This window comes from Actinospica robiniae DSM 44927, from assembly GCF_000504285.1.
Lineage (GTDB): Bacteria > Actinomycetota > Actinomycetes > Streptomycetales > Catenulisporaceae > Actinospica > Actinospica robiniae.
On sequence record NZ_KI632511.1, the window covers coordinates 3,983,054 to 4,007,210 of the forward strand.

Consider the following 24,157-nt stretch of genomic DNA (forward strand, 5'->3'; position numbering starts at 1 on the left):
CACACCCAGTTAATGCCGTTTGAAGATCGGCGGGGTTGCTGCTCACGGCCAGTCAAAGCCGGTATGTCATAGGAAGGGTGTGAGCAGTTCGGGTCGTTTGCGGAGCCGGTCGAGTGCGTGGCCGGCGGCGTCGCTCAGGTCGGCGAGGTCGGTGGCGCAGTAGTGGGCCGGTGGCTTGTTCTTGGCCCAGGCCCAGCACTGTTCGACGGGGTTGAGTTCGGGTGCGTACCCGGGTAGCGGCTCGACGGTGAGCCAGGAGGCGTTGGCGGCGAGCTGGCCGGCGTTGATTGATTGGGCTGCTGGCAGCGGGTTACCCGGAGTTTATGGGTTCTTCGATGTCGCCGGGTGCTCGGGAGCGGGCGTTCCGGGAGAAGCGGCGGCTGCGGGCTGCGGAGCTGTTCGAGCAGGGTGTGCCGAATGTGCTGATCGCCGATCAGCTGGGGGTGACCGACTCGGCGGTCGATCTGTGGAAGGCCAGGTGGGAGGAGGGCGGCGCCGAGGCGTCGCGTTCGACCGTCCAGGGAGTTGGACCGGGCAGTCGGAGCGATGGATGGCCGCCACCTCCGGGACGGCGTACCCTCTTCGCAGAGGACTGTCATCAACCTGGAGTGTCGCCATGCCGTTCAAACGCCCTTCCTTCCTGCCGGGCTCTGAGCGGCGCGCCGCGTCGAAGGCCGAACGAGTGGCCGGGTGGGAGGCGCGGCTCGCGGCTCAGAAGCAACGCTACGAGGAGCGACAGGCGAGGTATGAGCGCGCCAGTCGGCTCTCGTCGCTGACTCTGCGCTGCAGCCAGGACGCTTGGCCCCTGATCGCCAAGCTGATCGGAGGCCCGTCGGCACAGCCGAAGGACCTCGAGGTACAGCCGAAGGATCTCGGAGTCGGGTTGATCGAGGTTGATTTATCCGGAACGTATGCGGTGAACCTGCTCGGCGCGGCACATATCCTCAAAGGCCGCGCGTCTCGGGGGCGGCCCGAATTGGGTAGGCTGCACCCGTTGCTGTGCGCCGCACTGGACCAGATCGACCTGGACGCGCCGGAAAGCGCGCTTCCCGTGATCGTCCTGATCGATCTCACCGAGACGCCGGCCGAGGACTAATGCCGATTGTCGATCTACTTACTGGCTGTTCATGCCCAGTCGAGTCCGGTATGTCGCAGGAAGGGCGTGAGTAGTTCTGGTCGTTTGCGCGGTCCGTCGAGTGCGCGGCCGGCTGCGTCGGTGAGGTCGACGAGAGTGGGGGCGCAGTAGTGGGCCAGCGGCCCGTTTTTCACCCACGCCCAGCATTGTTCGACCGGGTTGAGCTCGGGTGAGTAGCCACCACGATCACGCGGGCGCCGAGCGCCTGGTGCAGGTCGGTGAGCAAAGGGCCGAATTCGTCCTGGGTGAACGAAGCGTCCGGGGCGAGGCTATAGAAGAGCTTTGGCAGGCGGCCGGTCCGGTAGCAGGCGAACGCGGCCATCGAGACCTTGCGCTGCGGGGCGTAGGAGTGGCGCAGCCACACCCGTCGCCCGCGCCGAGCCCAGGTACCGCGGATCGGCGGGGTGAGCATCGCCCCGGACTCGTCCTCGAACACGATCCACGCCCTGGTGCGCCGGGCGCGCTCGAGGATCTGCGGCCAGGTTACCTCGCGCCACCTGGTGATCGCCTGCTCATCGCGCTGCATCGCCCGGCGTCCCGGGCGGTGACGGGAGTAGCCGATACGGCGCAGAAACCACCAAACCGCGGCGTCATCGCCGTAGCGCACGCCGAACAGCTCCTCGATCAGATCGTTGACCCACTTGAGCATCCATCGGTCCTGCTCGTGCCCGTGGGCGAGCGCACCGCGGTCCAACTCGGCCGTCAAGACAAGGATCTGCTCATCAGAGAGCAAAGACGGATAGCCGGGCCGACCGGTCGAACGCAACGCCTCGGCGCCGCCCTCCTCCCACCTGGCCTTCCACAGATCGACCGCCGAGTCGGTCACCCCCAGCTGATCGGCGATCAGCACATTCGGCACACCCTGCTCGAACAGCTCCGCAGCCCGCAGCCGCCGCTTCTCCCGGAACGCCCGCTCCCGAGCACCCGGCGACATCGAAGAACCCATAAACTCCGGGTAACCCGCTGCCAGCAGCCCAATCAATCAACAACCCGCATGAGACCCGCGCAACCGCTCCCGCCGAACAGCCCGTCCTGCGGTAACCAACCCGCGCTTATCAGCATGGACCACGCGTCGAACACAGACACGCACGCCACCAGGCACCGGCCGACCCCCATGCCCACCGCCAGCGCCCGAAACCGACCTCTCGGACGCCGCCCGTTGCGCATACCAGCGTGTCCAATCGTCCATCGACGACATCGCGAGTTTCGCTGTTTTGGCAGGGGTCGCTCTGGCGGGTGTGATTGCTGGCGTTTGAGCCCGGCGGCCTCAGATACGGCCGTATGGTAGAACCGTGGATGAGCGGCTTGTAGTGCAGGTGAGAAACCTGCGTCAGCAGGGTCAGTCGGCGAAGGCGATCGCGAGGACTGTCGGGGTGAGCGTTGCGGACGTCGTCGGCGTGCTCAACGGCACCGTGCTGGTATCGGACAGTGGTGAGCCGCGGTGCTGGGTGAACGCCGGCTGGAGCCGTAGCGTGGATCTCGAGGGAGCGCCGCAGTGGGCGGGGTTGGACCCCGGGGCCGGCGATGCCGACAAGGCGCGCGGCCTGGTTGCCGTGCTCGTCGCCGCGGACAGCGCGCGTTCGGCCAAGGCTCAGGTCGCAGGGTTTCTGCTGGATGTGTGGTGTCTGGGGGTGAAGAACGCACTGCGGCCGGAGCCGATGACTGCGTCTCGGCTGGCGGAGCACCGGCACGCCTACTTCGGGGCCTTCGAGGGGCATGTGCAGGTACCCGCCGAGGTTGCCCGTGCCTTGGTGTTCGGGGCTGCTGACTACGCCCGTGGGCTCGGGTTCGATCCCGAGGCGGACTTCGATGCCGCCGCCGCGCTGCTGGGTGAGCCGGCCGGGCCGTGCCCGATCGGCTTCGGCAAAGATGGAAAACCCCTCTACATCAACGGCCCGTACGACGATACCGAGGCGATCGTGCGCAGGCTGCGGCACGCAGTGGGCGAGGACGGCTTCGATTTCGCCCTTGCTTTCCCCGAGCAGCCGCGGCGTCGGGGGTTGTGGACTCGTCGGTAGTCGCGCCGGGTCGCCCGATGGGATGGGTGGCCCCGGTTACGGGCTGATCCACCGGGAACGGCGAGAAGCATCGGCGCTGTTCATATCACCTCGGGTGAGGGGATCCGCCGATGCTTCCAGAGTTGACGTTGCCGGCATCGCTGCTCGCGGTGCTGGAGAATCTGCATGGTTCGTTCGCGGCGCCGACGTTCGCCACCTTCGCCGCCACGGTCACCGGCTTGATCGCGCAGAGCGCGAAGGGCGCGGTGACCGGGATGCTCACCGGCGCCGGTCTGGCCGGGTCTGGTCGCACGATCGGGCCCACGCGTTCTTCTCCCGCGCGAGGTGGAACGCCGAGATCCTCGGAATCGTGTTGGCCCACCTGATCGTTCGAACCCTGCTGTCGCCCGGGGCGGCGGTGACGGTGGCGATCGATGACACGCTGTTCGAGCGGCGCGGGAAGAAGGTGTTCGGAGCGGCCTGGCAGCACGACGACGCCGCGACCGGCGAGAAGCAGGTGGCCGGGGCACCTGCTTCGTGGCGGTCGCTTACCCTGCGCTGCCAGACTGATCAACTTTCTCGCGTCGCCGGCCGACCCCGCCTGGCAGTCGACGTCAGCCGCAGTCGAACCAGCTGCTAAGCGGCATATCGGGGCAGGTCGCACAGGAGAAGACATAGAAACCGCCGTTGTCGCCGAACGTCATGTCCAGCGGATGCCGATTGGCCGAAGCCGCCTCGGTGAGGGCCGCCTCAGTCTCCTCGACACCACCGTCGTACCCGGCGGCGGACCACTCCTCCAACGGGATCCAGTTGCGGCCGCCCTCGTCGCCGAGCAGCGTCAAAAGGTGGTCCATCCGTAGCCGACAGCTCGGACACGTCGGCCACTCCGGCGGCTGCGTCCAGGTGGGGTAACCGCCCACTTTGCAGCCGAGCACGATCAGAAGATCCCGCATGCTCCAGCCGACCGCGACCTCCTCGACGAACGGCTCGTCGTGCTCAAGGAAACACTCGAGCAACTCGCTGGGCGCGTCCTCATACGGGTAGTCGGTGACGACTTCCGGATCGATCGTGCACGGCTGCGCAATGAGCTCGGCCCACGCCTGCGGGTGCACCGCCGGCGCAGCCACCAGCCGCTCTGTGACGGACGCCGCGTCACGCCACCGCACAGCGGGCTGCTCCATGAACGCGTGCTCCTCATCCACCGGGCACCAAAGGATCTGAAGCAGGTCGGCGCCCTCGGGGTGGGGCAGACCCGGCACGTCACGCACGTAGAGCTGGAGCGCCGGAGTCAGCGCGGACACCCCGGGAATCGCCTCCTGATGGAAAACGGCCTCGTGCTCCGAGTGGGAGCACACGGGCCACGGTTCTGCCACAGGCCACAAGAGCGGACCACCGATCGAGCTCTGATCCACCGTCGGATTGCCCCGCCGAGGGTGCAACCGAGTAGCAGAGCGCGCCAACCGCCGCAGCTCGGGAAACCTGGCTTCGACATCAACCGGCCTCGGGGGCGTAGTACGGGTCACAGGCGAACTCCAGGTGACTCAACAGCATGACGATGACGGGATGCTAACGCCTCGCTCGTTTCCATGACAGACGGCATCGCCTTGAGGTGCGCACGCGCCGCGAACGCGTCTGCCGCGATCCACTGGCGTAAGAGCAATGACCACCGGCTCAGCTGTGTCGAGTTCGACCGCACTGACTCGACGACCGGCAAACGCTACTGCGGATCACGACTCACACCCATCGCCACCCGGACTGAAGTCCATCCCTCTAATGATCCCCCGCACCGCGCCTTGGAGGCGATGCTTGGGAACAGGGAGTAGCTTCATAGCGCCTCCAGGCTGTAGGCCTGCTCCTGCATGCGGTACAGCCGGGCGTAGCGCCCGTCCATCTCCATCAGCGCACTGTGATTGCCCTGTTCAACGATGCGCCCGTCTTCCATCACGAGGATGAGGTCGGCCATGCGGACGGTGGAGAAGCGGTGGGAGACGATGATGGTGACGGTGCCGTGGGACGCGCCGAGTTCGCGGGCGAGGGCGGCGTGGCGCTGGAAGACGGCGTGCTCACTCGGCGGGTCGAGCGACGCGGTGGGCTCATCGAGCACCGCGAGCAGGGGATCGGTGCGCATGCAGGCGCGGGCGAGCGCGATCTTTTGCCATTGGCCCTCGGACAGCTCGCGCCCGCCCTCGAACAGACTCCCCAACTGCGTGTCGAGCCCGTGTGCGAGCGTGCGGTAGAGGGAATCGCCGTTGGCGTGCTCGATGGCGGTGAATAGGCGAGCGTCGTCGTCACAGGCCTCGAGGTCACCGAAGCCGACGGCGTGGCGCAGCTTGACCTGGTAGCGGTGGAAGTCTTGGAACGCGGCGGTGCTGCGCGCGTGCCAGGCGTCGATGTCGAGGTCCGCCAGTGACACGCCGTCGACGCGGATCTCGCCGGCGGTCGGCGGGTAGAACCCGTGCAGGAGCTTGACGAGGGTGGTCTTGCCGCACCCGTGCGTTCCGACGAGGGCGACCATGGTGCCGGCCTGTAGGTGGATGCTGATCGGACCGAGTACCGTCGAGCCCTCGGCGTATCCGAACTCGACGTCGGTCAGGGTGATGCCGTTCACCAGGCGCTCTGGCGGCTGCGCGGTGTTGGTGCTCAGGTGGCCGGCGCAGTACTCGCGCAGCCAGGCGAGCGGTTCGGCCAGGGCCATGCCGCTCTGCGTCTGACGGTAGTCCCTCGCGGACTGCGCGACACTCCCCTGCAGCTGCCCGGCGAGCGAGGCGACCAGGACGAAGTCGGCGACGCTTCGTTGGCCGGTGGACACGAGGTGCGCGGTGAAGAGCAGGGCGGCGCCCAAGCCGATGAGGAAGACGAGGGATCCGGGCGCGGAGCGGACGGCGGCTTTCCAACGGGCCTGCAGTTGGACCTCGGTGGCGCGCTGCCAGGCACCGTCCGCCTTCGCCAGCAGGAACTCCTGGGCTCCGGTGACGCGGATCTCCCGGCCACTGGAGGCACGCGTGGTCACCGCGTGCAGGTGGCGCTCGAGCCGGTTGTCACCGGCGGCGGCCATGGCGGCGCCGCTGACCAGGCCGGCGCTTCCACGCCGCACGGCGGGCAGCGCGAACAAACCGAGCAGCAGCAGCCACGGGTTGACCACGGCGAGCAGGGCGAGCGAGAGCACCGCCTGGCCCACGATGGCGATGGTGTTGTTCACACCCCAGCACGCGTCGGCCAGCACCTGGCCCTTGCCCACCACGAGGTTGAGCCGGTCCAGGTACTCCGGCCGCTCCAGGTGGGCGACGCCGCCGAGCCCTGCGGCGGCGGACTGGATCTCCGGGTCGAGCTGTTGGAACCCGACCCGGTCGGCCAGATCACCGCGCAGCATTATGGTGGCGTACAAGCCGATCCAGCGCATGGCCACGCCCGCGCCCACCACCGTGACCGACGCCAGCAGCATGCCCCGCGAGTGCTCGGTCACGCTCGAGATCACCTGCCGCAGCGCCAGACCGATAGCCGCGGCCGCGATCAGCTGGCCGAATATCAGCAGCAGGACACCCGCCGTCATCCGCCGATCCACCCGCCAGGAGCGGATCATCACCTCGCGCCACAGGGCGCGTGCCGCACTCGTCACCGTCGTACTCCCGCCTCGTGTGACACGCCTTCTTCTTCGCTCGACGCCGTGTCGCCTTCCTCAGTCGCGGCGTCCTCGAACTGCTCGGCCTGGAGCCGGAACAGCCGCGCGTACTCGCCGCCGGCCGCGATCAGCTCCTGGTGCGAGCCGGACTCGATCACCTTGCCGCCCTCGATCAGCACGATCCGATCGGCCTCGCGCACGGTGGAGAGCCGATGGGAGATCAGCACCACCGAGACCCCGCGCGCCGCCTCGATCAGTTGATGGAAGACCTCGAACTCGGTGTGCACGTCCAGGTGCGCGGTCGGCTCGTCCAGCACCAGGACCCGTGCGCCGGTGCGCACCGCGAGCAGGGCGCGGGCCAGCGCGACGCGCTGCCACTGCCCGCCGGAGAGGTCTACGCCGCCGCGTACTCCCGCCGTCAGCGACGTCTCCCAGCCGGCCGGCAGCGCTTCGATCAGCTCGCGTATCCCGGCCTGCTCCGCCGCGAAGGCGACGTCCTCGGCGTCCGCGTGGTCCGCGTCCCCGGCGGCGATGTTGTCACGCGCGGAGAACTCGTAGCGGATGAAGTCCTGGAACACCACGGACAACTGCCTGCGCCAGCGGACCGCACCCACCGAGTACAGGTCCGTGCCGTCCAGGCTGATCCGGCCCGCGTCCGGAGGGTACATCGCGGCCAGCAACTTGATCAACGTGCTTTTGCCGGCACCGTTGAGTCCGACGACGGCGAGCACCTCGCCCGGCCTGATCTCCAGGTCGATCCCGTCGAGCACCCGCCGCTCGGTGCCTGGATAAGCGAAGGACACGCCCTCGAACCGGACCGCCGGCGGAACCTCGCGCGCCGCGTCGGGCGCCGCCGGGAGCGGCTGCCCGGTGCCCGGAACGGCGCGCCGCAGACGGTCAAGAGCGAGCAGCCTGGGCAGACCGGCCTCCATCGCGAGAACCATGTCGCCAGCCGCGAACAGCGGGAACAGCAGTACGACGGCGGTCAGATCCCCGCTGAGCCGTCCGATCGGCACGTCCCCATCGAGCGCGCGGAGGCCGACCGCGTATCCGGCGGCGGTCATTATGACGGTGGCGATCGCCCACCAGAGCCACTGGCGGCGCATGTCGGCCATCTTCGCGCGACGCGACGGAGCCAGATGCGCCTCCGCCTCCTCCGCGTGCCGTTCGCCGATCCAGTCGCCGAGCCCGAATATCCGGACCTCCTTGGCCGGCTGAGGCGCCGTCAGCAGGGAGGTCCAGTAGTCCGCGCGCCGCCGGTGCACCATCTGCGCCGCCCAGACGCGTACGATGCCCAGGAAGCCGCTGCGTTGACCCGCCCGGAAGAACACGAGCCCCGCCAGCAGCAGCACGCACACCAGCGGGTCGTCGCGCCCGATCACCGCCAGGCCGGTCAGGCCGCCGACCCATCGGTTCAGCAGGATCGCCTGCGCCCACGTCGCCTGGCCCACTGTGCCCTCGGTCCAGTTGTCCGGATCCGACGCGGCCAGCAGCAGATCGTCCTGACGCGCCGAGTCCTCCAGGTGCGCCACGCCGTCCGGCGACCCGGCCCAGCGCGAGACCGCGCGTCGGTGTGCCCCGTCGACCGCCCGCAGCACCAGGTACCGCAGGGGTTCGTCCGTCAGGTTCATCATCTGGCCGACTATCAGCACCGCGACGTATCCGACCACCACGCCGGCCACATGGTCGGGGCGGTGCTGCGCCGCCTGCACGACCTGTCCGACCAAGGCGCCGGTGATCAGGGCCATCCCTGCCGTCATGGCGCTGCGCAGGGCGAGCGCCACGCCGCAGACCCACCGCGCCCACGCGGGCACCGCCCGCCAGCACGCCGCCAACAGCAGTTGCCGTCGGCACGCCTCCCTCAGCGCCGCCCACCGCGCCGGCCCGGGCACTGCTTCAGGGACCGTCGTGCCGACAGGGGGAGTGGGTTCGGACCCGGGGTGCGGTGATCGGGGTACGGGCAGCGCCATGCAGCAACTCCGAAACTTTCGCAGGATTCGCCGAAAGCAGCCCCTGGAGGCTACGGCGATGATCCGGTCCTCGTCAACGGATATCCGGGCGCGATGGTGCTCGTGTCGACTCCAAACACGGGCTCCATTCGCCAGCAGGCCGGCGTCCACCCGGTTCTCGCGCTCGGCCGCCCCCAGCGCGTATCTGAACACTGTCGTGACAGCCGCCCGATCATCTCAAGCAGCTAAGAAATTGAGTCCCGTCGAGCCGGCATTCATGTCAGGATTGCCCCACGCCCGAGGCACCCGACATCGCAGCTGCCTGGCGCAATGAGCTTGAGCAGACCCCTCACACCCGCCATGGCACTCTTCTCATGGCCCAAGCTGCTTACGGACAGCCCAGGCTCCGCGCGCTGTACCCCTTCTACTCACACGGCGCCCTGCACTTCCTCACGACCGTCCCTCCACCATGGCCGCGCGATCTCGGGGAGCCAGATCTTCCGTTCATCCTCGAGGGCGGCCCGCCATACAGCGTCTGCACCGCCGGCTACGCGGAATTGCTCGGAGAGGCTGCCACGCCGGAAGAGGGAGTCGCGCTGCTCGTGGCCAACTTGCCGCCTGATGTTGGCGTGCAGGCGGATCACTAAGCTTCCAGGAGCTCCGGCCATGGCGGACACTTGTCTGCCAGCTGGCTGGGCAAACGCGCTGACCTGGGCCCACGCGCGTGACGACACCAACGACCAATCCTGGTGAGCTGCGCCGATTCGCCGCCGTCCCTAGCGGTTGGTGTCAGCAGTTGTTGTCAGGACCGGCTGCAGTGACGCGAGTCGGTTGATCTCTGCCAGACTCAGCAATCATGGAAGGTAGATTCCGCTTGCGACGGCAGACGAGTAGGTGGGCGATGATGGCTGAAGTCGCCGTGCTCGTAAAACCAGCGGACGAGCACGAGGTCTCGGTAGACGCCCGAGTCTTCGCTTGGCGCCACAAGGTCTACGGACCCCACGCACAATGGGGCGGACCCGCAGATGTTGAGCTGTGCGCGGCTGCCGAAGACGGCGCCCGCTACGCGCTCCACCACATTCCGGAGTCGGCAGGCGCAGCCCGAGCCCACATCACAGAGATCATCGATGCACCCGCCGACACCACGCCGCCAGCAGTCAAGCTCGCTGCCGCCTACGCGGTGTGGCAAGCCGTCGACTACTCGCCCGCCGATCTGCCCTACATCGATCCCGACGGGCACGTAGTTTTTCCGGACTGATGCGGTTCACTCAGTGAGTGGGCTATCAGCTTGGGAAGCAGAGTACGTGCACCCTCGCTGACCTGCGCGCTGGTCAAAGGCTCGTGGTTGAGTTGATCTCCCGTGAGTCCCCGTGGCTCACCGCTCGGCTGCCTCCCATCGGGCACACAACGGGCACGGCACAGCATTCAGAATGATCTGCCGTCCCTCGTCTATGCCGGCGCCCCCGCACCGCAGCGACCACGTGGGTGGAATCCGTACGCTGCTTGCCACCGGCCTTGACCAGCCCGAGCTCGCGGCACCGGTCCAGCACCCTGTCGAAGCACAGGCGCGAGAGTTCGTGCTCGACCAGCCGGCCGCGGTACTCGCTCAGGACGCTGTTGTCAAAGCCTGGGTCTTCCAGTTCGAGGCCGAGGGCGTATTTCAGTCGATCCGCCCCGCCACCGCCACCGCCACCGCCGCCTGCCGGTCGGTCAGGTGCTCGACGAACTGCAGGATCGTGACCAGCATCAACACGGCCGGAGAGATCCCGGGCCTGCCGCGGGCACCGAACACGCCGATGAAATCAGTGTCCGCAAATACCGGCCCGAGCTGGTCCCGCAGCCGCATCGCCGGGCTTCCCTTCGGGAATGCCGCCCGCGCCACTACACGGGTCTGCTCAGGCACATCCGGCCACGGCATCGGCCGCATCGACATCGCATCCGCCCCAACCCCGCCACGACCATCGCAGCACCGGAACACAGCCTCCCGCAAGCCCACGACCAGCCACAAGAGCACCCGACGAGTCAACCAGCAGGATCGCACACCCCGCAGGTTGGGTGTCAGGATGAAGGCGGGAGGATGAGGGTTGAGATGCGGCCGCTGAGGTATTGGTCGAGGATCAGGGAGGGCGTGACCTTAGATGTCAGTTCGGCACTGAGGCGCACGACGCTCGTACCCTCATCTGCGGCCTGCGGGTTGGTGAGCATGGAGGACCACGGGCTGGCGCTTTCGCTGTCTTTTCCAGTGCGCACGCCCGTAATCCAGCGTGTCTTCATGCCTTGAGCTACGGACGGACTGTCAGCGGCGACACAGACTTCCACGGTGGTGGTGCTGCCGGATCCGGCCGTGATGCCCAGAGCGGCGTGAGTTGCCCCAGGTACGTTTGGTTGCTGGTAGAGCCTGCCGACGAGCCCGGCCGTGGCCGGGCCGAGGCATGTGGCGAGGGCGTCGACCGTGGGGTTCTGAATGAGTGGTTTGGTGGCGGAAGCGGAGATCGAGCTGACGGGGGACGCGGTGGGACTGAAGACGAGCCGGGACGGCGAGATACTGATCGCTCCTGGGACACTGTCGTTATCGGCCGTCATCGGAAACTCGAGTCCGTTGCCACTGGACTTGTAAGCCCAGGTCGTGGCCCCACTGCTCGATCCAGTTCGAGTGAACCCAGTCGCGGCGAGCTTCGCTGCGATTGTTGTCATGTCGAAAGAGCCGAAGAGCGTCGTGGCGGAACTCACCGATCTGCTACCGCCCATGACGGTGACGGTGAACGGCGCCTTCTGCGGATCGAACCCCAGCGTCGCGACCTCCTGCGGTTCGCCCTGCGGGCCCCCGTAGAGCGGGATGAGTTCGTCGACGAGACCGTAAACCGTCGAATACGGCCCGGGGTCGTTGGAGCCATCGAGGGCGGTCATGCGAACCGTCGCACCGAACGCGATGAGGCCCTCGTCCCAACCGGTATCCGGGATAGAGCTCAGCGCCTGTGCAATGGTTATAGACCCGGCCGCGCCGCTCGAACCGAGCGTGTCGCTACTGTTCGCCTTCGTTGGGCCGGTGCTACTGGCGCAGGCTCCGGCAAGCGTCAAAGCTGCGGCCGTACAGCCGGCTTTGAAGGTACGAAGGACCCTGCTCCCGGTCATGCAGAAACTCCCCAAATCGATGTCGATGATGCCGTGCGGATACTACCGAACATGTGGGCGACGTGCTCCTGAAAAAATGTAACGAATTTACAGTACCTGATTCTTTTCATCGCGGGAAACGTCCGGGCAGCACGGCCCCGGCGACTTCCGGTTTCGGCATTTATGCCTGCTTGAGGCTCCTGCGTCATAGTTCGTAGAGGTCGAGGACGCGCTCGGGCTGGTGCGTGTAGTGGCGTCGGGCGTGGGCGATGTTGTGGAGTCGACGCGCTTCAGGACACTCTCTTCGCTTATGCCGGCATTGCGATGCGCTCCTGCCAGGCGCGCCGCGTCTCGCTCGGGGTGAGATAGCCGAGCGCGGAGGCCAGGCGCCGCTCGTTGTAGGACCTGATCCAGTTCTCGATGTCGCGGCCGGCGCCGGCCCGATCGGGCCAAGACGAGACGCCGATCTCCGCCTTGATCGTGGCGAAGAACGACTCGGTCGCGGCGCCGTCCAGGCACGAACCCGTGCGGCTCGTACTGTGCCGGATCTCCAGGCGCCGCAGCGCGTTGCGGTAGAGCTTCGAGTGATACTGCGATCCCCTATCGGTGTGCATCATCGCGTTGCCGGCGACCAGCCCGGCTCGATGCGCCGTGCTGATCGCCTCGAGCGCGAGACTCGCCCACATGTGCGGCGCCACTGCGAACCCGATCAACTCCTCGCTGCACAGGTCCAGGACCGTCGCGAGGTAGACCCAGCCCCCGCCCGTCGGAAAGCAGCTGATGTCTCCGACGAGCTTCAGCCCGGGCAACGGCGCGCTGAACTCTCGCCGGATCAGATCCGGAACAACGCCGGCAGCCCGGTCGGGCTTGGTCAGATTCCGGCGCTTGCGCCGCGTAATCCCCGCGTCGGCGTGGCATACCTCACCGTGCACCGGTGCCGCCCGGGAATGCAGATCGGCCCCGTGCGGGCGTCGTAGTTCGCGGCGCCGGACCGACCGGCGCCGCGAACCCGAGCCTTTCGCCCGCCCCGACGACATGGCCGCCGTCACAGATCGGATCACGCGGTCCACTCGGGCCGGCGGCCGAGGTAGCGCAGAAGGGCCGCGGCCTCGTCGTCGCCGTTCTCGGGCGCAATGGCCGTAGCGTAGGCCCCCCATCCGCGCAGTGGTTCGGTCAGTTCGGTCGCTGCCGTCATCAGCCGCTTGGCAAGCTCCGGCGTCAGCGGGGAAGGCTGGCCGGTGGCCACGGCGATGTCCCAGGCGTGGACGGCTGCGTCGAGCGAGCAATAGCCGACGGCGAGCTGCGGGGCCAGCGCGCCCTGAGGCAGCGGAGAGGGCACGGTCTCAGCGCTCTGGGGCACCGTGGCCCAGGCGGCGGCCGAGGCCGAGATCGCGGCCTCGGCGAGCTCGGCGGCGGAGCGGTCGAGAGTGCCGGAGGGCGCGAAGGGGTTGTCGGTCGGGCCGCCCTCGCCGGTGATCGCGGCGACGTAGGCGAGCTGGTCTCCGGCGGCGTGCTGGAGCACCTGAGCGACAGTCCACTGCTCGCACGGCGTCGGCTTCGCCAGGTCCGCCTCCGTCAGCGGAGCGACGACCGTGCGCAGCGCAGTGTGGGCGGCGTCGAGGATCGTCCAGCCGGTGTTCGTCATGTCAGGCCCCTTCGTCTGCGGCGGTGCCGCGGTGGGTTTCCGGAGCGGAACGATCCGATCCGTTCGAGCTCCATTCTAGCGGAACGGATCATTCTGTTCAAGTGTTATCCTGGAGCCATGACGAAGCCTGCCGCCGATGCCTCCGCCGTCACCCCTGCGGTTGGGCGGACCGGCCCGTTGAGTGGCCGCATGGCAGAGGCCAACCGCAATGACACGGTGATCCTCGACGCCGCCCGAAGAGTCTTCATCGCCGACCCGTCGGCCCCGATCTCCGCCGTGGCCAAAGAGGCCGGCGTCGGCATCAGCGCCCTGTACCGCCGCTACACCAGCAAGGAGGAGTTGCTACAGACACTGTGCGCGAACGGTCTGGCGACCTACATCACGATCGCCCGGTCCTCGCTCGAGGTGCACGACCCATGGCGCGCCTTCACCGAATTCCTCACCGGCGTCGTCGATGCCGACGTGCACTCCCTCACGACGAACCTGGCGGGCTCGTTCACACCCACGCCGCAGATGCAGGCACAGGCCGTCGAGGCCTCACGACTGGCCGAAACGCTCCTGAATCGAGCGAAGGCCGCACAGGTCATCCGTGCCGACTTCGAGCCGAGCGACATCGCGATGCTCCTCGAGCAGTTGACCGCGGTCCGCCTCGAGGATCTCGAGCGAACCACGACACTGCGGCGCCGATACCTCGCCTTGCACCTCGACGCGCTGCGCCCGCAAGCCACACGGACCCAACTGCCCGGGCCGCCGCCAACGACCGCCGAACTCGGCGCGCGCTGGATCCCGAAATGACAAGCGGCCTTCCCGGCGCGCCGGCTCAGGCCAGCCCAGAGGGGGGTCCTGATCGCGAGTCAGGCGTGGTGGAGTCGACATTGGAGTGGACGCGGTTTTGGACACCGCTTTGGGTTATGCGGCGGTGGACATGCGTTGCTGCCAGGCAGTTCGGGTTTCGGCCGGGGTCTGGTAGCCGAGGGCGGAGTGCAGCCGCCGCTCGTTGTAGCCCTTGATCCAGTTCTCGATGTCCCCGCGCGCTGGCCCGGTCGGGCCAGACCTCAACGCCGATCTCAGCCTTGACCGTCGCGAAGAAGGACTCGGCCGCGGCGCCGTCGAGACACGATCCCGTGCGACTGCTGCTCTGCCGGATATCCAGGCGCCTGAGCGCGTTGCGGTAGACGGCGACGTCGCCACCGAAGCCAAACGCGAAGCCGCCATCGCCATCGCCGACCAACTCGCCAACCGCAAAGAGAATACAGACGAACCCTCAACCAGCCCCGCTGCCCAGGACCGCGCGCGCTGCACCAGGAGACCGAAAGCCATCGGTTCGCATCCGTTCCGCGCGCCGCACCCATCGCCGCCGCCCTACCGGCCCGCAAACCGAGACCCGGACAAGGATGACTATACGTCCGCCGGAAGAGCCATGAACCCCTGACCTTTTATCCGCCAGGTACCAGACCACGAATATCAATGGTGCCCAAGCATGTCCCCCTGTCGCCGATCCACGCCACGACGTGCACCGACACCCGCCGCCGCTGTCCACTTCATCCCGAACAGTTGCCATGATTCGTGTTGCATCCACTCGTTGCCCGATCGTTGAAACGCGGCCGATCCGGCCGTCCGTGAGGCGCGCAACCCGCGCACAGCAGCCGCTCTAAGGACTCCTAACAAAATTTAGGGTGCTGAGCTGCTGGAATATGCAGGTATCAGGCTTCGTTGACATGGCCGGAGGTGTGAGACAGCCGAGACGAAGAAGACCACGCGTCGGCCATGGGAGGTCGACGACGGCTTGTGGGAGCGGATCGCGCCGCTGTTGCCGCAGGTCAAGCGTAATCCCAGGTACCCCGGCCGCCCGCGGCTGGATGATCGCAAGGTTCTCAACGGCATCCTGTTCGTGCTCTGCACCGGGATCCGCTGGGAGTTCCTGCCCCAGGAGCTGGGCTACGGCTCGGCGATGACCTGCTGGCGGCGGCTGCGAGACTGGAACGAGGCCGGAGTTCCGAGGTGTTCGGTATCCCAGAGGGGCAAGGGCTCGCCATCCAGATGGACGAGGCCGACCACGCGAAGACGGAAAGCTGGGGTTCCTACGCCAAGGGCCGGATGCACCGGGCCCACCAGATGTACCTGCTGCGGCAAGGCAGGTTGACGGAGGCGCTCGACATGGACATCGCCAACATCAGGCAACTCTTCGGGACTAAGTACGATGGGGCGATCAACGAGATGGTCGCAGCGATCCCGGATTACATCGCCGCCATCACGAAGGCCGGCAAATACACGGGGACGTTGAGGTGATGGCATGGCAACGGATCGCGAGGTCCTGCCGTTCGTAGGCGTGGGCGACATCCGCTTCGGCACTGCGCGATCCGACGTCCGAAAGCTCTATGGCGAGCCCGAGGACGCTGTGCGGCAGCCGAACTGGAACTCCCAGTTGACCGACATGTACATCTCGGCCGGGCTGTCCTTCGCTTACGACTCCGAAGGGCTGCTGGCCGCGGTGGAGTTGTTCGATCCTGCTCGCGTGGTCGTGCGCGGGGTCGAACTCCTGGGCGGGCCCGCGGGCGAGGTTCTCGAGGAATTGCGCCCTGCCCTCGGCGCAGCCGCAGAAGGGTCTGACCCGCAGTACTTCCCTGAAATAGGTCTGTCTGTCGCTCTGCGTGGCTTTGACGGAATGAACGAGCCGTTGCAGTCCGTCTCGGCGTCCGTGGTCGGCGGCGACCCGCAGCCCGAGTTCTTCGGCGCCGAGCCGGTGGGGGACCAGGGTTCGATCGTGAAGGGATGGCGGTCGGCCTCTACGGGCGAGACGTCGACGTCTTCTTCCAGGGCATCGTCGTCGAGTACGACGAAGCTGGATGCTCGACGAGAGTGGTGGTCAATCAAGCCGGTCCGGTCGTCGCTGGGCTACCGGTGCCGCTGCTGCTGGAGACGACGTACTCCGAGTGCCTGCGCGTTCTCGACGAACAAGGGCTGGAGTACGTCGAGGAGGAGGCGGAGATCCGGCTGCCCACGATGGGCATGAGCCTCCTCACGGCACGGTCCGGGCATCCGGACCTGCCCATCGCGGCCGTCGTCGTGGGCCCTGCGGCTTAGGACTCCTATCAAAGGTTGCTGCGCAGTCGTCGCCAGCAGATGATCGCGCAGCCGAGGGCGAGGAAGGCTTCGTGGATGTCGTCGTAGGGTCGGACCGGGGCGCGGCGCTGGTGTTCCCACCAGCCCGTTTCCCCGGCCCGCCCTCCGAACCGGACGTGCCCGTCACCGAGCATCCGGCTCTCCACAAGCCCCGTTGGGCGGGATGTCTTCCCTTATGCACCTCTGGGCCAGGGAGCGGGGATCTTGGTTCCCCGGTAGAGGTAGCGTCTGGTGCCTACCTTCGCCGGGTTGAACAAGACCACCTCTCCGTCGGCGGGCCACCAGCCGTCGTTCGTGAAGCGGCGGCGCAGTTCCTTCCAGGTGGTCTTCGGGTGTTTGCGTCGCAGCCATCCGAAGACCCGGCGCCACAGGTAGGCCCTCACGTAGGCGAAGGTCTTGCTGGAGCAGCCGTACCGGAAGTAGGCGGTCCAGCCACGCAGCATCGAGTTGAGCTGACGCAGCAGGGCTTCCAGTGGCAGGTTCTTGCCCTGCCGGCACAGTGCCTTGATCTTGGCCGTAACGGCGGCCAGCGCCTTCTTGGCCGGATAGACGTAGACGTAGTGCCGGGTCGTGCCTCGCTTGCGGTGACGTTGGATGCGCCACCCGAGAAAGTCGAGGCCCTGGTTGATGTGGGTAATCAAGGTCTTCTCCGGCGACAGGCGCAGGCCCATCGTGGACAGGACCTCCTCCGCTTCCGCCATCAGGGCCTGGGCGTGGTTCCGGTTCCCCGACACCGCCAGTACCCAGTCATCGGCATACCTGACCAGGCGGCAGTTCGGGAGACCATGGCGGCGCCGTTTGGCCAGCGCGCTTCTATCGAGCCGGTACTCGGCGAAGTGTTCATCGAGGACCGACAGCGCCACATTGGCGATCACGGGGGAGAGAATCCCACCTTGCGGGGTACCGGACCTGGTTACCGCGAGCGTGCCGTCCTCGGTGAGGATGCCCGCCTTGAGGAACGCCTTGACCAGGGCCAGGACCCGTTTGTCTCCGATTCGTTTGCGAATGCGTCCCATCAGGGCCGAATGCGAGATCTCGTCGAAGCACGCCTTGATGTCCCCCTCCACAACCCATTCATAAGAGCGGGAGGTGAAGTAGTGCACCTCGGCCACGGCGTCATGGGCCCGGCGTTTGGGGCGGAACCCGTAGGAACACGGGAGGAAATCCGCCTCGAACACAGGCTCCAGAACCAGCTTGAGAGCGCCTTGGACCACCCGGTCGCGCAGGGCCGGGATCCCGAGGCGACGACGCTTGGTCGTCCCCGGTTTCGGGATCATCCGTTCCCGCACGGGGACCGGGTGGAAACTGCGGTCCTTCACCTCGGCCCGCAGCCGGTCGAGGAACGCCTCGACCCCTTGCACGGCCTCGATGTAGAAGGCTGTCACACCATCTACCCCGGCCGTGCGCGCTCCCTTATTGCCCCGCACGCGAGCCCAGGCCACCAGCAGGAAGCCCGGGTCACACACCAGGTTGTACAGGTCATCGAACCGGCGATCGGGATCGTCGGTCGCCCAACGGTGCAGCTTGGTCTGGATCTCCTGTACCCGGCGCTCCGCCCGAAACACGGCTTCGTCCAGTTCATCGGTATTCACCAACGGCCTCCAGGCATTCCAGTGTCCTTACTGCTGACTTGCTGGCCCCCTTCGCCATGTACGGAGCTTTCCTCCGCTCGGACTACTACGAGGCCTCCGTCCCACCTGCGGCCGTCAGCCGACGACGGGCCCGCCCCCGACCGGACTGGCTGCCCGGACGGTAGGGCGACCGCAGACGGTTCCCACGTTCGCTGTGTGCCAATCGACGAGTGAGGTGCCCAGCTGAGCCCCGGCAGCATCGCCACGGTTACGCCGCAGACCTTCACCGTGGCCTCCCCACCGGCATCCGCTGTCCGGCTTCGGAGTTGGCCACCCGACCACACGGCGGCCACGCCACTGCAAACCCGGCCCATATCCACCAGGTTGGAGCCGGTACTGGGCTTACGGGGCATTAACACTGGTTCCTCTCGTACACCTTCTCGTCTCGCTTGCCGGACCCGCACCGTCTGGCAGTACCAATGCGTCCCGTCGTTGTCAGGGCTGCTTCCCGCCCTCCCCAGCGTCTCCCGGGTCAGACTGCCCTCAGCTTCAACCCGAATGCTGCGACAATCGGGCGGCGGGGTCCTTTCACCCCCGCTCGGTTAAACACACAGCGCCTCGTGGCGCACGCGGATCTCCCAGCGGATGCGCAGACGCCGGAACCAGTGCAGGAGCGCGAATGCGGCTTCGGCCACCCAGCGGTAGATGCCCAGCCCGGAGCCATGCTCGGTGCCCCGGCGGGCGACGACCGGGGTGATGCCGAGCTCGCGGACCTGGCGGCTGAGTCGACCTGGGAGATCGCGCTCGGATCCCCACGACATGGCCAATCGCGACGTCCTCAAGGCCACGCGCGGTTCAGACTGTTGAGCATCGGTAGGTCACCGAGGGGCTGACGCGCCCCTGGGTGAGCGCGGTCGGCGTGCCATGGTGGCTCTTGGAACTTAGCCGTGCTGCCAGGTGCGTGGTGGCAGATGGGCGGCGAAGTGTCTCGCGACGTCGTCGGCTATTGCTTCGGCGTCGCGGGAGCCGTCGATCTCCAGGACGTGCACGCCGTGTTCCCGTGCCGCGCGTGCGGCGTGTTCGGCGAGTAGGCGGTCGCGCTCGACGCGGTTCGCCTGGGCGAGCTCGGGGTCGCCCACATCGACGGTCACCGTGCTGGCGCGTGGCAGTGTGCGGATCTGGTGTTGCCGGAACTCCTCGGTCGGCACCATGATGATCATGCGGTCGGGTGCGTCGAGCATGGGTGCGAGCGCCTCGGGGCGCAGGCCGAAGCCCTCGGCCAGCAGCGGATGCGGGCTCACGAGCGCGCGCAGGTCGTCGAAGACGAACTCGAGCCGATCGGCGAAGATGGCAAGGCTCTCCTCGGCCAGTGCGTCCGGCGTCGAGCCCGCCCAGTCCGGGCCGGGATACTCGCCGTCGGGCGAACCGGCCCGGGCTCGGCGCGCGGCTCGGCGTTCCAGGTGGCCGCGGGCGTCGTGGTAGTCGTAGTGGTATGCCGTCAGGCCGTGTCGGGTGGCGAGGATGTTGGAGACGGTGGACTTGCCGGCCCACTGCGCGCCGCCGATCCACAGTGCGGCGTGCAGGGTGCCGAAGGGGTCCCATTCGAAATCCGCGGAATCAGTCACGGCTGGAGTATGCCCAGGTCAACTGTGGGTCGGAAGTCTCGATGACTCGGAGGAATATCACAGTCCGAATAGGGAACCGGGTGTAGCGGCTGCGCGTATTACCAAGAGACGGCAGCGTCGATTGATAGCTGTTCGGAGGTCGTGACTTGTTAGCGTTTCGAGCGTTGACGGGGCTGGCTGTGTCGGGCGCTGGTGCGGGTTGCGAGGTGTCCTCGGCCGCGTCGGGTGGTGGCCAGACGGGCGCGTAAGCGCTGGGTGACTGGGTTGCGGTAGCCGTAGGCGCAGCGGGCGTCGGTCTTGATCGCCCGGTTGTGGCCTTCGGATCCGGCGTTGCTCACGCCCGAGACGATTCCGGCGATGATCTCGTTGCGCCAGGTGCTGACGGTGGTGGCCAACCGCCGCATCTCGGGCAGGCCGGAGGCGGTACAGGAGGCGTAGAACCGTTCGAGCCGACGGTAGATCTGCTCGCGGCTCGGGTGGGTGGGCTCGTCGTGTCCCTCTGTCCACGCGGGCACTGACGCGGCGGTGCGGCCCTCGACCTGCCCGAGCAGGCCGTTTCCACCAGTCGGATCAACAAAGCCGATATGCCAGCGGCCTACCACTGCGTTCCACGCGCCCGTGGGCTCGTCCCAGCGACCAACGCGCCCCGCCGCGCCGAGTCTCGTCGATGCCCAGGCAGCCGACCTCAGGGTCCTTCTCCGGCAGGGCGCGCACGGCATGGGCGTGCACCGCAGGGTTCACGATCGGCCAGGACACGGCGTGGTCGGGGGCGGACTGGAGCACGGTACGCCCGCCGTCGCCCACCCCGGCCCGGGCCGCCTCGCGCAACCGGGCTCGTGAGTCGATGGCGCGGCGGGATCTGCGGGACGTGCTCGGTGAACGTCGCCCTCGGACACGATGGCTCGACGCAGCGCCAACGCCGTTTGGTCCAGGTCAACAAAGTCTGGCGACCGGCGACCGGGAGATCCCTGGGCCGGGTGCGCACCCACGAGTGCGGACGCGCGGAGTGCACCCCGCAGTCTGGACAGCACCTGGTCGCTTGGCCCTCCGTGACCAGCGCCAGCACTGGGTTGTGGTGCTCGTCGAGTTCGACGGCGACGACCGCTACCCCGTCGAGGCCGAGCAGACGTGTCGCATCGTTGGTCAAGCCCGTGGCCTCCCGGTGAGAATTCAAGCGTCGCAACTCGAATGATCACAGAGCGCCACGGGCGCCTCATCTCCAGCAAGATCCTGATCTACCAGACATCGCGCAGGCTCACGCCACCAGCACGGTTAAGCTCGATGACCCGCCATGGTGGTTGCGCCAAACGCCGCCGCCGAGCAGGTCCGGCCGCGAGCGCGGCCGGACCATGCGCCCAGGATGGCGCGGCTAACCGGCGGTGAAAGTCGAGCCGGGAACGATCGAAACAAGGCCAGTAGCGGCGTAACCTGCGCCGTTGTGAAGTCAACGCCAGACACACCAGCACGGCCATCACGAAGGCGGGCCGAGCGTGGATCGCCCGTTGCCGTTCGATCAAGCTATCGCGACTCTGGTTATAAGGCTCCGAGTAGCGCGGACGCCTTCTCGAGCGGGGTGGGAGCGGCTGCCGGGGCGGGGGCGGCGGCAGCGCGGGTGCAGGTGAACCCGAGGCGGCTGAGGGCTCTGGCGACTTCCTCGGCCGAGAAATCTCGGCGATCCTGCCGGGTGACCACCTCGCCGACCTGCTTCAGGGGGTAGGTCCGGCGGCCGATGATCACGCAATCGCCGGTCACGGTCTCGGGTTTGATGCCCTTCATGGCCCGTTCCACCTCGCTTTTGGTGAGGTCGAAGGCGAAGCGGGCGATGATGCAGCGCATGGGTGCCTCACAGAATTCGAAGGTAATACCGCGGAGGTCGGGGTCGGCCGTTTTGGGAAAGCGGCCCGGCTTGCGAGAGCGGTGCCCGGAGGTGGAGATTCGCGGGGCGTGGGATCTTACGCACCCGTGCTGGATGTGCGGGCTGGGGAGGCGGGCCGCTGGGCCCGGGGAGCACGGTGGCGTTGGCCGCGCGCCGAGGCGCTTCGGCGCGCGGCGCGTTCGGTCACCGGCGCGGTGATGGTGACCGGGTGGCCCGACGGGGCTTGGGCGCCGGTGATGCGGCGGAGTTCGGCTTCGCCGGAGCGTACCTGCGTGGTGCGGGGGGTGATGCCCGCGTTGTTCATCAGGCGGTTCATCTCGCGGCGTTGTCCGGGCAGCACGAGGGTGACGACGCTGCCTGACTTGCCGGCGCGGGCGGTGCGCCCGCCGCGGTGCAGGTAGTCCTTGTGGTCGTTCGGCGGGTCGACGTTGACCACGAGGTCGAGGTCGTCCACGTGGATGCCGCGGGCCGCGACGTTTGTGGCCACCAGCACGTTGACGTGCCCGGTTTTGAAGTGTTCGAGGGTGCGGGTTCGCTGCGCCTGGGACTTGCCGCCGTGCAGCGCCGCGGCGCGCACGCCGCTTGCGAGCAGGTCCGCGGTCAGCCTGTCGACGGCGTGCTTGGTGTCCAAGAACATCAGGACACTGCCGTCGCGGGCGCCGATCTCGATGGTGGTGGCTCGTTTGTCGGCGCCTTGAACGTGCAGCACGTGGTGTTCCATCGTGGTGACCGCTCCTGCCGCGGGGTCGACGGAGACCACCACCGGGTCGGTCAGGTAGCGGCGCACCAGCAGGTCGACGTTGCGGTCCAGGGTGGCGGAGAACAGCATCCGCTGGCCGTCGGGGTGGACCTGGTCGAGCAGTTCGGTGACCTGCGGCATGAAGCCCATGTCGGCCATCTGGTCGGCCTCGTCCAGGACGGTGATCGCGACCTGGTCCAGGCGGCATGCTCGGCGTTCGATCAGGTCCTTCAGCCGGCCCGGCGTCGCGACCAGGATCTCCGCGCCGTCGCGCAGGGCGGCGGTCTGCCGGCCGATCGGCATGCCGCCGACGACGGTGGCGGTGCGCAGTCTCAGCGGCCGTGCGTAGGGCGCGAGCGCCTCGGTGACCTGCTGGGCCAACTCCCGGGTGGGCACCAGGACGAGGGCGAGTGGTTGGCGTGGCTCGGCGCGGCGCCCTGCCGTGCGGGAAAGCAGTGCGAGACCGAAGGCCAGGGTCTTGCCCGAACCGGTCCGGCCCCGGCCCAGTACGTCGCGTCCGGCCAGGGAGTTCGGGAGAGTCGCCGCCTGGATCGGGAACGGCACGACCAGGCCCTCGGCGCGCAGGGCCGCCGACAGGGGCGCGGGCAGTCCCAGATCGGCGAACGTCGCGACGGCCGGCAACGCGGGGGTAGAAGAGATCGGAGGCGCGAACTCCGCCGGCGCGGCGGGGCGGGGCCTGCGGCCGGCCGGGCGCCCGGCGACATCCGCCCGACCCGAGCCGGCGCGGCCCGGGGACTGCGATCGAAGTCCGGCGCCGCGCGCAGAGTCGCCGGTGCGGGAGTAATGGTCGTTCGTACGAGTCGTGCGGTTCACGGAGAACCTTCCTCGATGCGGCGCGTATCAAAGAATTCCGGCAGCGGTGTCACCGCATACAGAATCACGAATACGAACCGGGAAAAGAAAACACTGAAGCGAGAAAAATGCGCCGACTCACAAACGCTGGGCGCAGTGATGCGCGGAAATCGGCCGGTCGGCCCTGAAGGTGAGTCTGAATCGGTCTCTTGCCGCCGCGGATTTCCGCGGGCGGACCGCTGGAAGGGAACGCGTCCCGTACCGCCCTAGGGCCGGCTTCGCCGGGCGCGCCGTGCCGAGGAGCAGACGAACGGGGCCCGCGCCTGAAAGGTACGGGCCCCGGAAATACGTGGGCGTGCAGCGCTACGCCGGAACGATGTTCTCCGCCTGCGGGCCCTTCTGGCCCTGCGTGACGTCGAAGCTGACCTTCTGGCCCTCCTGCAGCTCGCGGAAGCCCTGGGCGGCGATGTTCGAGTAGTGCGCGAACACGTCGGCGCCGCCGCCGTCCTGCTCGATGAATCCGAAACCCTTTTCCGCGTTGAACCACTTCACAGTGCCAGTAGCCATGTATATCTCCTTCGGGGCGGTGCCCTGGGCCCACACCATGCGGGCCCGGTGTCGCCGTGATGATTGCCCCTCCGGAAAAGCGCCGGAATCACGTTAATGCGCCACCGGCCCGGCCGAACCGGTGAGGCGCTTGAAAGTATCGGGGACCACAACTGCAACTGGACTCAACAGTATCATGGCATGAGCGGCTGCGCGCGCTCTCGACGTCGAATTTCACAGCCCGCGGAAATATGCTCCTTGAGACCGGTAATTTCTCCTGTCCTCGCATCAGATTTTCGGCGTCGGCGGAACGGGAAAGTGCGGTCGTTCCCGGCAGCGGTCGTTCCCGGCGGCCGCCGCCGCGAGGCTGCCGACGGTGTTCGCTGATCTCCGGTCTGCGGCGACGCG

The 24,157-nt window shown here is 67.6% G+C and carries 27 protein-coding genes and 3 pseudogenes; 12 read left to right on the forward strand and 18 right to left on the reverse strand.

Annotated elements, in window-relative coordinates; genetic code table 11:
- Positions 1-66: 66 nt before the first annotated feature.
- Complete coding sequence (locus ACTRO_RS51445; RefSeq protein WP_157436839.1) at positions 67-306, reverse strand: transposase; 240 nt, start codon at positions 304-306, stop codon at positions 67-69.
- A gap of 29 nt (positions 307-335) precedes the next feature.
- On the opposite strand from ACTRO_RS51445, the pseudogene ACTRO_RS51010 reads away from it, so the two are divergent.
- Positions 336-491: pseudogene (locus ACTRO_RS51010) on the forward strand (helix-turn-helix domain-containing protein); the annotation flags it as partial.
- A gap of 125 nt (positions 492-616) precedes the next feature.
- Positions 617-1,096, forward strand: a complete 480-nt coding sequence (locus ACTRO_RS49690; RefSeq protein ID WP_245594397.1) for a hypothetical protein — start codon at positions 617-619, stop codon at positions 1,094-1,096.
- Positions 1,097-1,265: 169 nt separating this feature from the next.
- On the opposite strand, the gene ACTRO_RS43470 is transcribed toward ACTRO_RS49690, so the two are convergent.
- Positions 1,266-2,081, reverse strand: coding sequence for an IS630 family transposase (locus ACTRO_RS43470; RefSeq protein WP_084316329.1), 816 nt, complete (start codon positions 2,079-2,081; stop codon positions 1,266-1,268).
- Between the two features lie 346 nt (positions 2,082-2,427).
- Here ACTRO_RS43470 and ACTRO_RS48140 point away from each other — a divergent pair, with 346 nt between their 5' ends.
- From ACTRO_RS48140 to ACTRO_RS49700, 3 genes are all read left to right on the forward strand, one after another.
- Positions 2,428-3,153 (forward strand): hypothetical protein, encoded by a 726-nt coding sequence (locus ACTRO_RS48140; protein WP_063628013.1) that lies wholly within the window; start codon positions 2,428-2,430, stop codon positions 3,151-3,153.
- A 122-nt stretch (positions 3,154-3,275) separates the two neighbouring features.
- Complete coding sequence (locus tag ACTRO_RS49695) at positions 3,276-3,518, forward strand: hypothetical protein (RefSeq protein WP_245594733.1); 243 nt, start codon at positions 3,276-3,278, stop codon at positions 3,516-3,518.
- The gene (locus ACTRO_RS49700; RefSeq protein WP_245594679.1) at positions 3,500-3,772 is read left to right on the forward strand and encodes a transposase; all 273 of its coding nucleotides are present in this window, start codon (positions 3,500-3,502) and stop codon (positions 3,770-3,772) included. The genes ACTRO_RS49695 and ACTRO_RS49700 overlap by 19 nt, the downstream gene beginning before the upstream one ends.
- Here ACTRO_RS49700 and ACTRO_RS16910 read toward each other — a convergent pair.
- The 3 genes from ACTRO_RS16910 to ACTRO_RS16920 form a co-directional block, all read right to left on the reverse strand.
- Positions 3,747-4,433 carry a DUF1963 domain-containing protein gene (locus ACTRO_RS16910; protein ID WP_157436299.1) on the reverse strand — a complete coding sequence of 229 codons (687 nt, stop codon included), beginning with the start codon at positions 4,431-4,433 and terminating at the stop codon, positions 3,747-3,749. The two genes, ACTRO_RS49700 and ACTRO_RS16910, sit on opposite strands and share 26 nt — an antisense overlap.
- A 524-nt stretch (positions 4,434-4,957) precedes the next feature.
- The gene (locus tag ACTRO_RS16915; RefSeq protein ID WP_034264128.1) at positions 4,958-6,748 is read right to left on the reverse strand and encodes an ABC transporter ATP-binding protein; all 1,791 of its coding nucleotides are present in this window, start codon (positions 6,746-6,748) and stop codon (positions 4,958-4,960) included.
- Entirely contained in the window at positions 6,745-8,535 is a 1,791-nt protein-coding gene (locus tag ACTRO_RS16920) for an ABC transporter ATP-binding protein (RefSeq protein WP_211244294.1), read from the reverse strand. Before ACTRO_RS16920 ends, ACTRO_RS16915 begins: the two co-directional genes overlap by 4 nt.
- Before the next feature lie 476 nt (positions 8,536-9,011).
- Between ACTRO_RS16920 and ACTRO_RS51015 the strand changes: the two genes are divergently transcribed.
- Both ACTRO_RS51015 and ACTRO_RS16930 read left to right on the forward strand, forming a co-directional pair.
- Positions 9,012-9,347: a DUF6193 family natural product biosynthesis protein gene (locus ACTRO_RS51015; protein ID WP_034264130.1), complete on the forward strand. Its 336-nt coding sequence runs from the start codon at positions 9,012-9,014 to the stop codon at positions 9,345-9,347.
- A gap of 254 nt (positions 9,348-9,601) precedes the next feature.
- Positions 9,602-9,958: a hypothetical protein gene (locus tag ACTRO_RS16930; protein ID WP_034264132.1), complete on the forward strand. Its 357-nt coding sequence runs from the start codon at positions 9,602-9,604 to the stop codon at positions 9,956-9,958.
- Between the two features lie 402 nt (positions 9,959-10,360).
- Here ACTRO_RS16930 and ACTRO_RS16935 read toward each other — a convergent pair whose 3' ends face one another.
- The 4 genes from ACTRO_RS16935 to ACTRO_RS16950 all read right to left on the reverse strand — a co-directional run bounded on the left by ACTRO_RS16935 (position 10,361) and on the right by ACTRO_RS16950 (position 13,456).
- Entirely contained in the window at positions 10,361-10,633 is a 273-nt protein-coding gene (locus ACTRO_RS16935) for a transposase (protein ID WP_211244295.1), read from the reverse strand.
- 125 nt (positions 10,634-10,758) lie between these two features.
- Positions 10,759-11,832, reverse strand: a complete 1,074-nt coding sequence (locus ACTRO_RS16940; protein WP_157436300.1) for a hypothetical protein — start codon at positions 11,830-11,832, stop codon at positions 10,759-10,761.
- Positions 11,833-12,119: 287 nt separating this feature from the next.
- Positions 12,120-12,743, reverse strand: coding sequence for an IS3 family transposase (locus ACTRO_RS16945; protein ID WP_063628014.1), 624 nt, complete (start codon positions 12,741-12,743; stop codon positions 12,120-12,122).
- 125 nt (positions 12,744-12,868) lie between these two features.
- The gene (locus ACTRO_RS16950) at positions 12,869-13,456 is read right to left on the reverse strand and encodes a TIGR03086 family metal-binding protein (protein WP_034264137.1); all 588 of its coding nucleotides are present in this window, start codon (positions 13,454-13,456) and stop codon (positions 12,869-12,871) included.
- Between the two features lie 117 nt (positions 13,457-13,573).
- Between ACTRO_RS16950 and ACTRO_RS16955 the strand changes: the two genes are divergently transcribed.
- A complete protein-coding gene (locus ACTRO_RS16955; RefSeq protein ID WP_051450965.1) occupies positions 13,574-14,251 on the forward strand; it encodes a TetR/AcrR family transcriptional regulator in 678 nt (225 codons plus the stop codon).
- A 114-nt stretch (positions 14,252-14,365) separates the two neighbouring features.
- On the opposite strand, the gene ACTRO_RS51450 is transcribed toward ACTRO_RS16955, so the two are convergent.
- The gene (locus ACTRO_RS51450) at positions 14,366-14,515 is read right to left on the reverse strand and encodes an integrase core domain-containing protein (protein WP_169739914.1); all 150 of its coding nucleotides are present in this window, start codon (positions 14,513-14,515) and stop codon (positions 14,366-14,368) included.
- On the opposite strand from ACTRO_RS51450, the gene ACTRO_RS48155 reads away from it, so the two are divergent.
- The 4 genes and pseudogenes from ACTRO_RS48155 to ACTRO_RS16965 all read left to right on the forward strand — a co-directional run bounded on the left by ACTRO_RS48155 (position 14,463) and on the right by ACTRO_RS16965 (position 16,540).
- Positions 14,463-14,888 (forward strand): hypothetical protein, encoded by a 426-nt coding sequence (locus ACTRO_RS48155; protein WP_169739769.1) that lies wholly within the window; start codon positions 14,463-14,465, stop codon positions 14,886-14,888. The genes ACTRO_RS51450 and ACTRO_RS48155 overlap by 53 nt on opposite strands.
- Positions 14,889-15,242: 354 nt before the next feature.
- A pseudogene (locus ACTRO_RS49705) lies at positions 15,243-15,452 on the forward strand (transposase); the annotation flags it as partial.
- A 44-nt stretch (positions 15,453-15,496) separates the two neighbouring features.
- Positions 15,497-15,745, forward strand: a complete 249-nt coding sequence (locus ACTRO_RS48160) for a hypothetical protein (RefSeq protein ID WP_169739770.1) — start codon at positions 15,497-15,499, stop codon at positions 15,743-15,745.
- A gap of 483 nt (positions 15,746-16,228) precedes the next feature.
- Complete coding sequence (locus ACTRO_RS16965; RefSeq protein WP_034264141.1) at positions 16,229-16,540, forward strand: hypothetical protein; 312 nt, start codon at positions 16,229-16,231, stop codon at positions 16,538-16,540.
- Positions 16,541-16,752: 212 nt separating this feature from the next.
- Here ACTRO_RS16965 and ltrA read toward each other — a convergent pair whose 3' ends face one another.
- From ltrA to ACTRO_RS17000, 8 genes and pseudogenes are all read right to left on the reverse strand, one after another.
- Positions 16,753-18,171: a group II intron reverse transcriptase/maturase gene (gene ltrA / locus ACTRO_RS16970; protein ID WP_034264142.1), complete on the reverse strand. Its 1,419-nt coding sequence runs from the start codon at positions 18,169-18,171 to the stop codon at positions 16,753-16,755.
- Between the two features lie 581 nt (positions 18,172-18,752).
- Positions 18,753-18,929: pseudogene (locus tag ACTRO_RS16975) on the reverse strand (IS5/IS1182 family transposase); the annotation flags it as partial.
- Between the two features lie 162 nt (positions 18,930-19,091).
- The gene (locus tag ACTRO_RS16980) at positions 19,092-19,775 is read right to left on the reverse strand and encodes a hypothetical protein (RefSeq protein ID WP_034264143.1); all 684 of its coding nucleotides are present in this window, start codon (positions 19,773-19,775) and stop codon (positions 19,092-19,094) included.
- 149 nt (positions 19,776-19,924) lie between these two features.
- Positions 19,925-20,290 carry a transposase gene (locus tag ACTRO_RS48950; RefSeq protein WP_051450967.1) on the reverse strand — a complete coding sequence of 122 codons (366 nt, stop codon included), beginning with the start codon at positions 20,288-20,290 and terminating at the stop codon, positions 19,925-19,927.
- A gap of 170 nt (positions 20,291-20,460) precedes the next feature.
- Positions 20,461-20,841, reverse strand: a complete 381-nt coding sequence (locus tag ACTRO_RS51020) for a transposase family protein (RefSeq protein WP_342673766.1) — start codon at positions 20,839-20,841, stop codon at positions 20,461-20,463.
- Between the two features lie 467 nt (positions 20,842-21,308).
- Positions 21,309-21,611 carry an SCO5918 family protein gene (locus ACTRO_RS16990; RefSeq protein ID WP_034264144.1) on the reverse strand — a complete coding sequence of 101 codons (303 nt, stop codon included), beginning with the start codon at positions 21,609-21,611 and terminating at the stop codon, positions 21,309-21,311.
- Positions 21,612-21,727: 116 nt separating this feature from the next.
- Entirely contained in the window at positions 21,728-23,224 is a 1,497-nt protein-coding gene (locus ACTRO_RS16995; protein WP_034264146.1) for a DEAD/DEAH box helicase, read from the reverse strand.
- 342 nt (positions 23,225-23,566) lie between these two features.
- The gene (locus ACTRO_RS17000) at positions 23,567-23,770 is read right to left on the reverse strand and encodes a cold-shock protein (protein ID WP_034275260.1); all 204 of its coding nucleotides are present in this window, start codon (positions 23,768-23,770) and stop codon (positions 23,567-23,569) included.
- Positions 23,771-24,157: the final 387 nt, after the last annotated feature.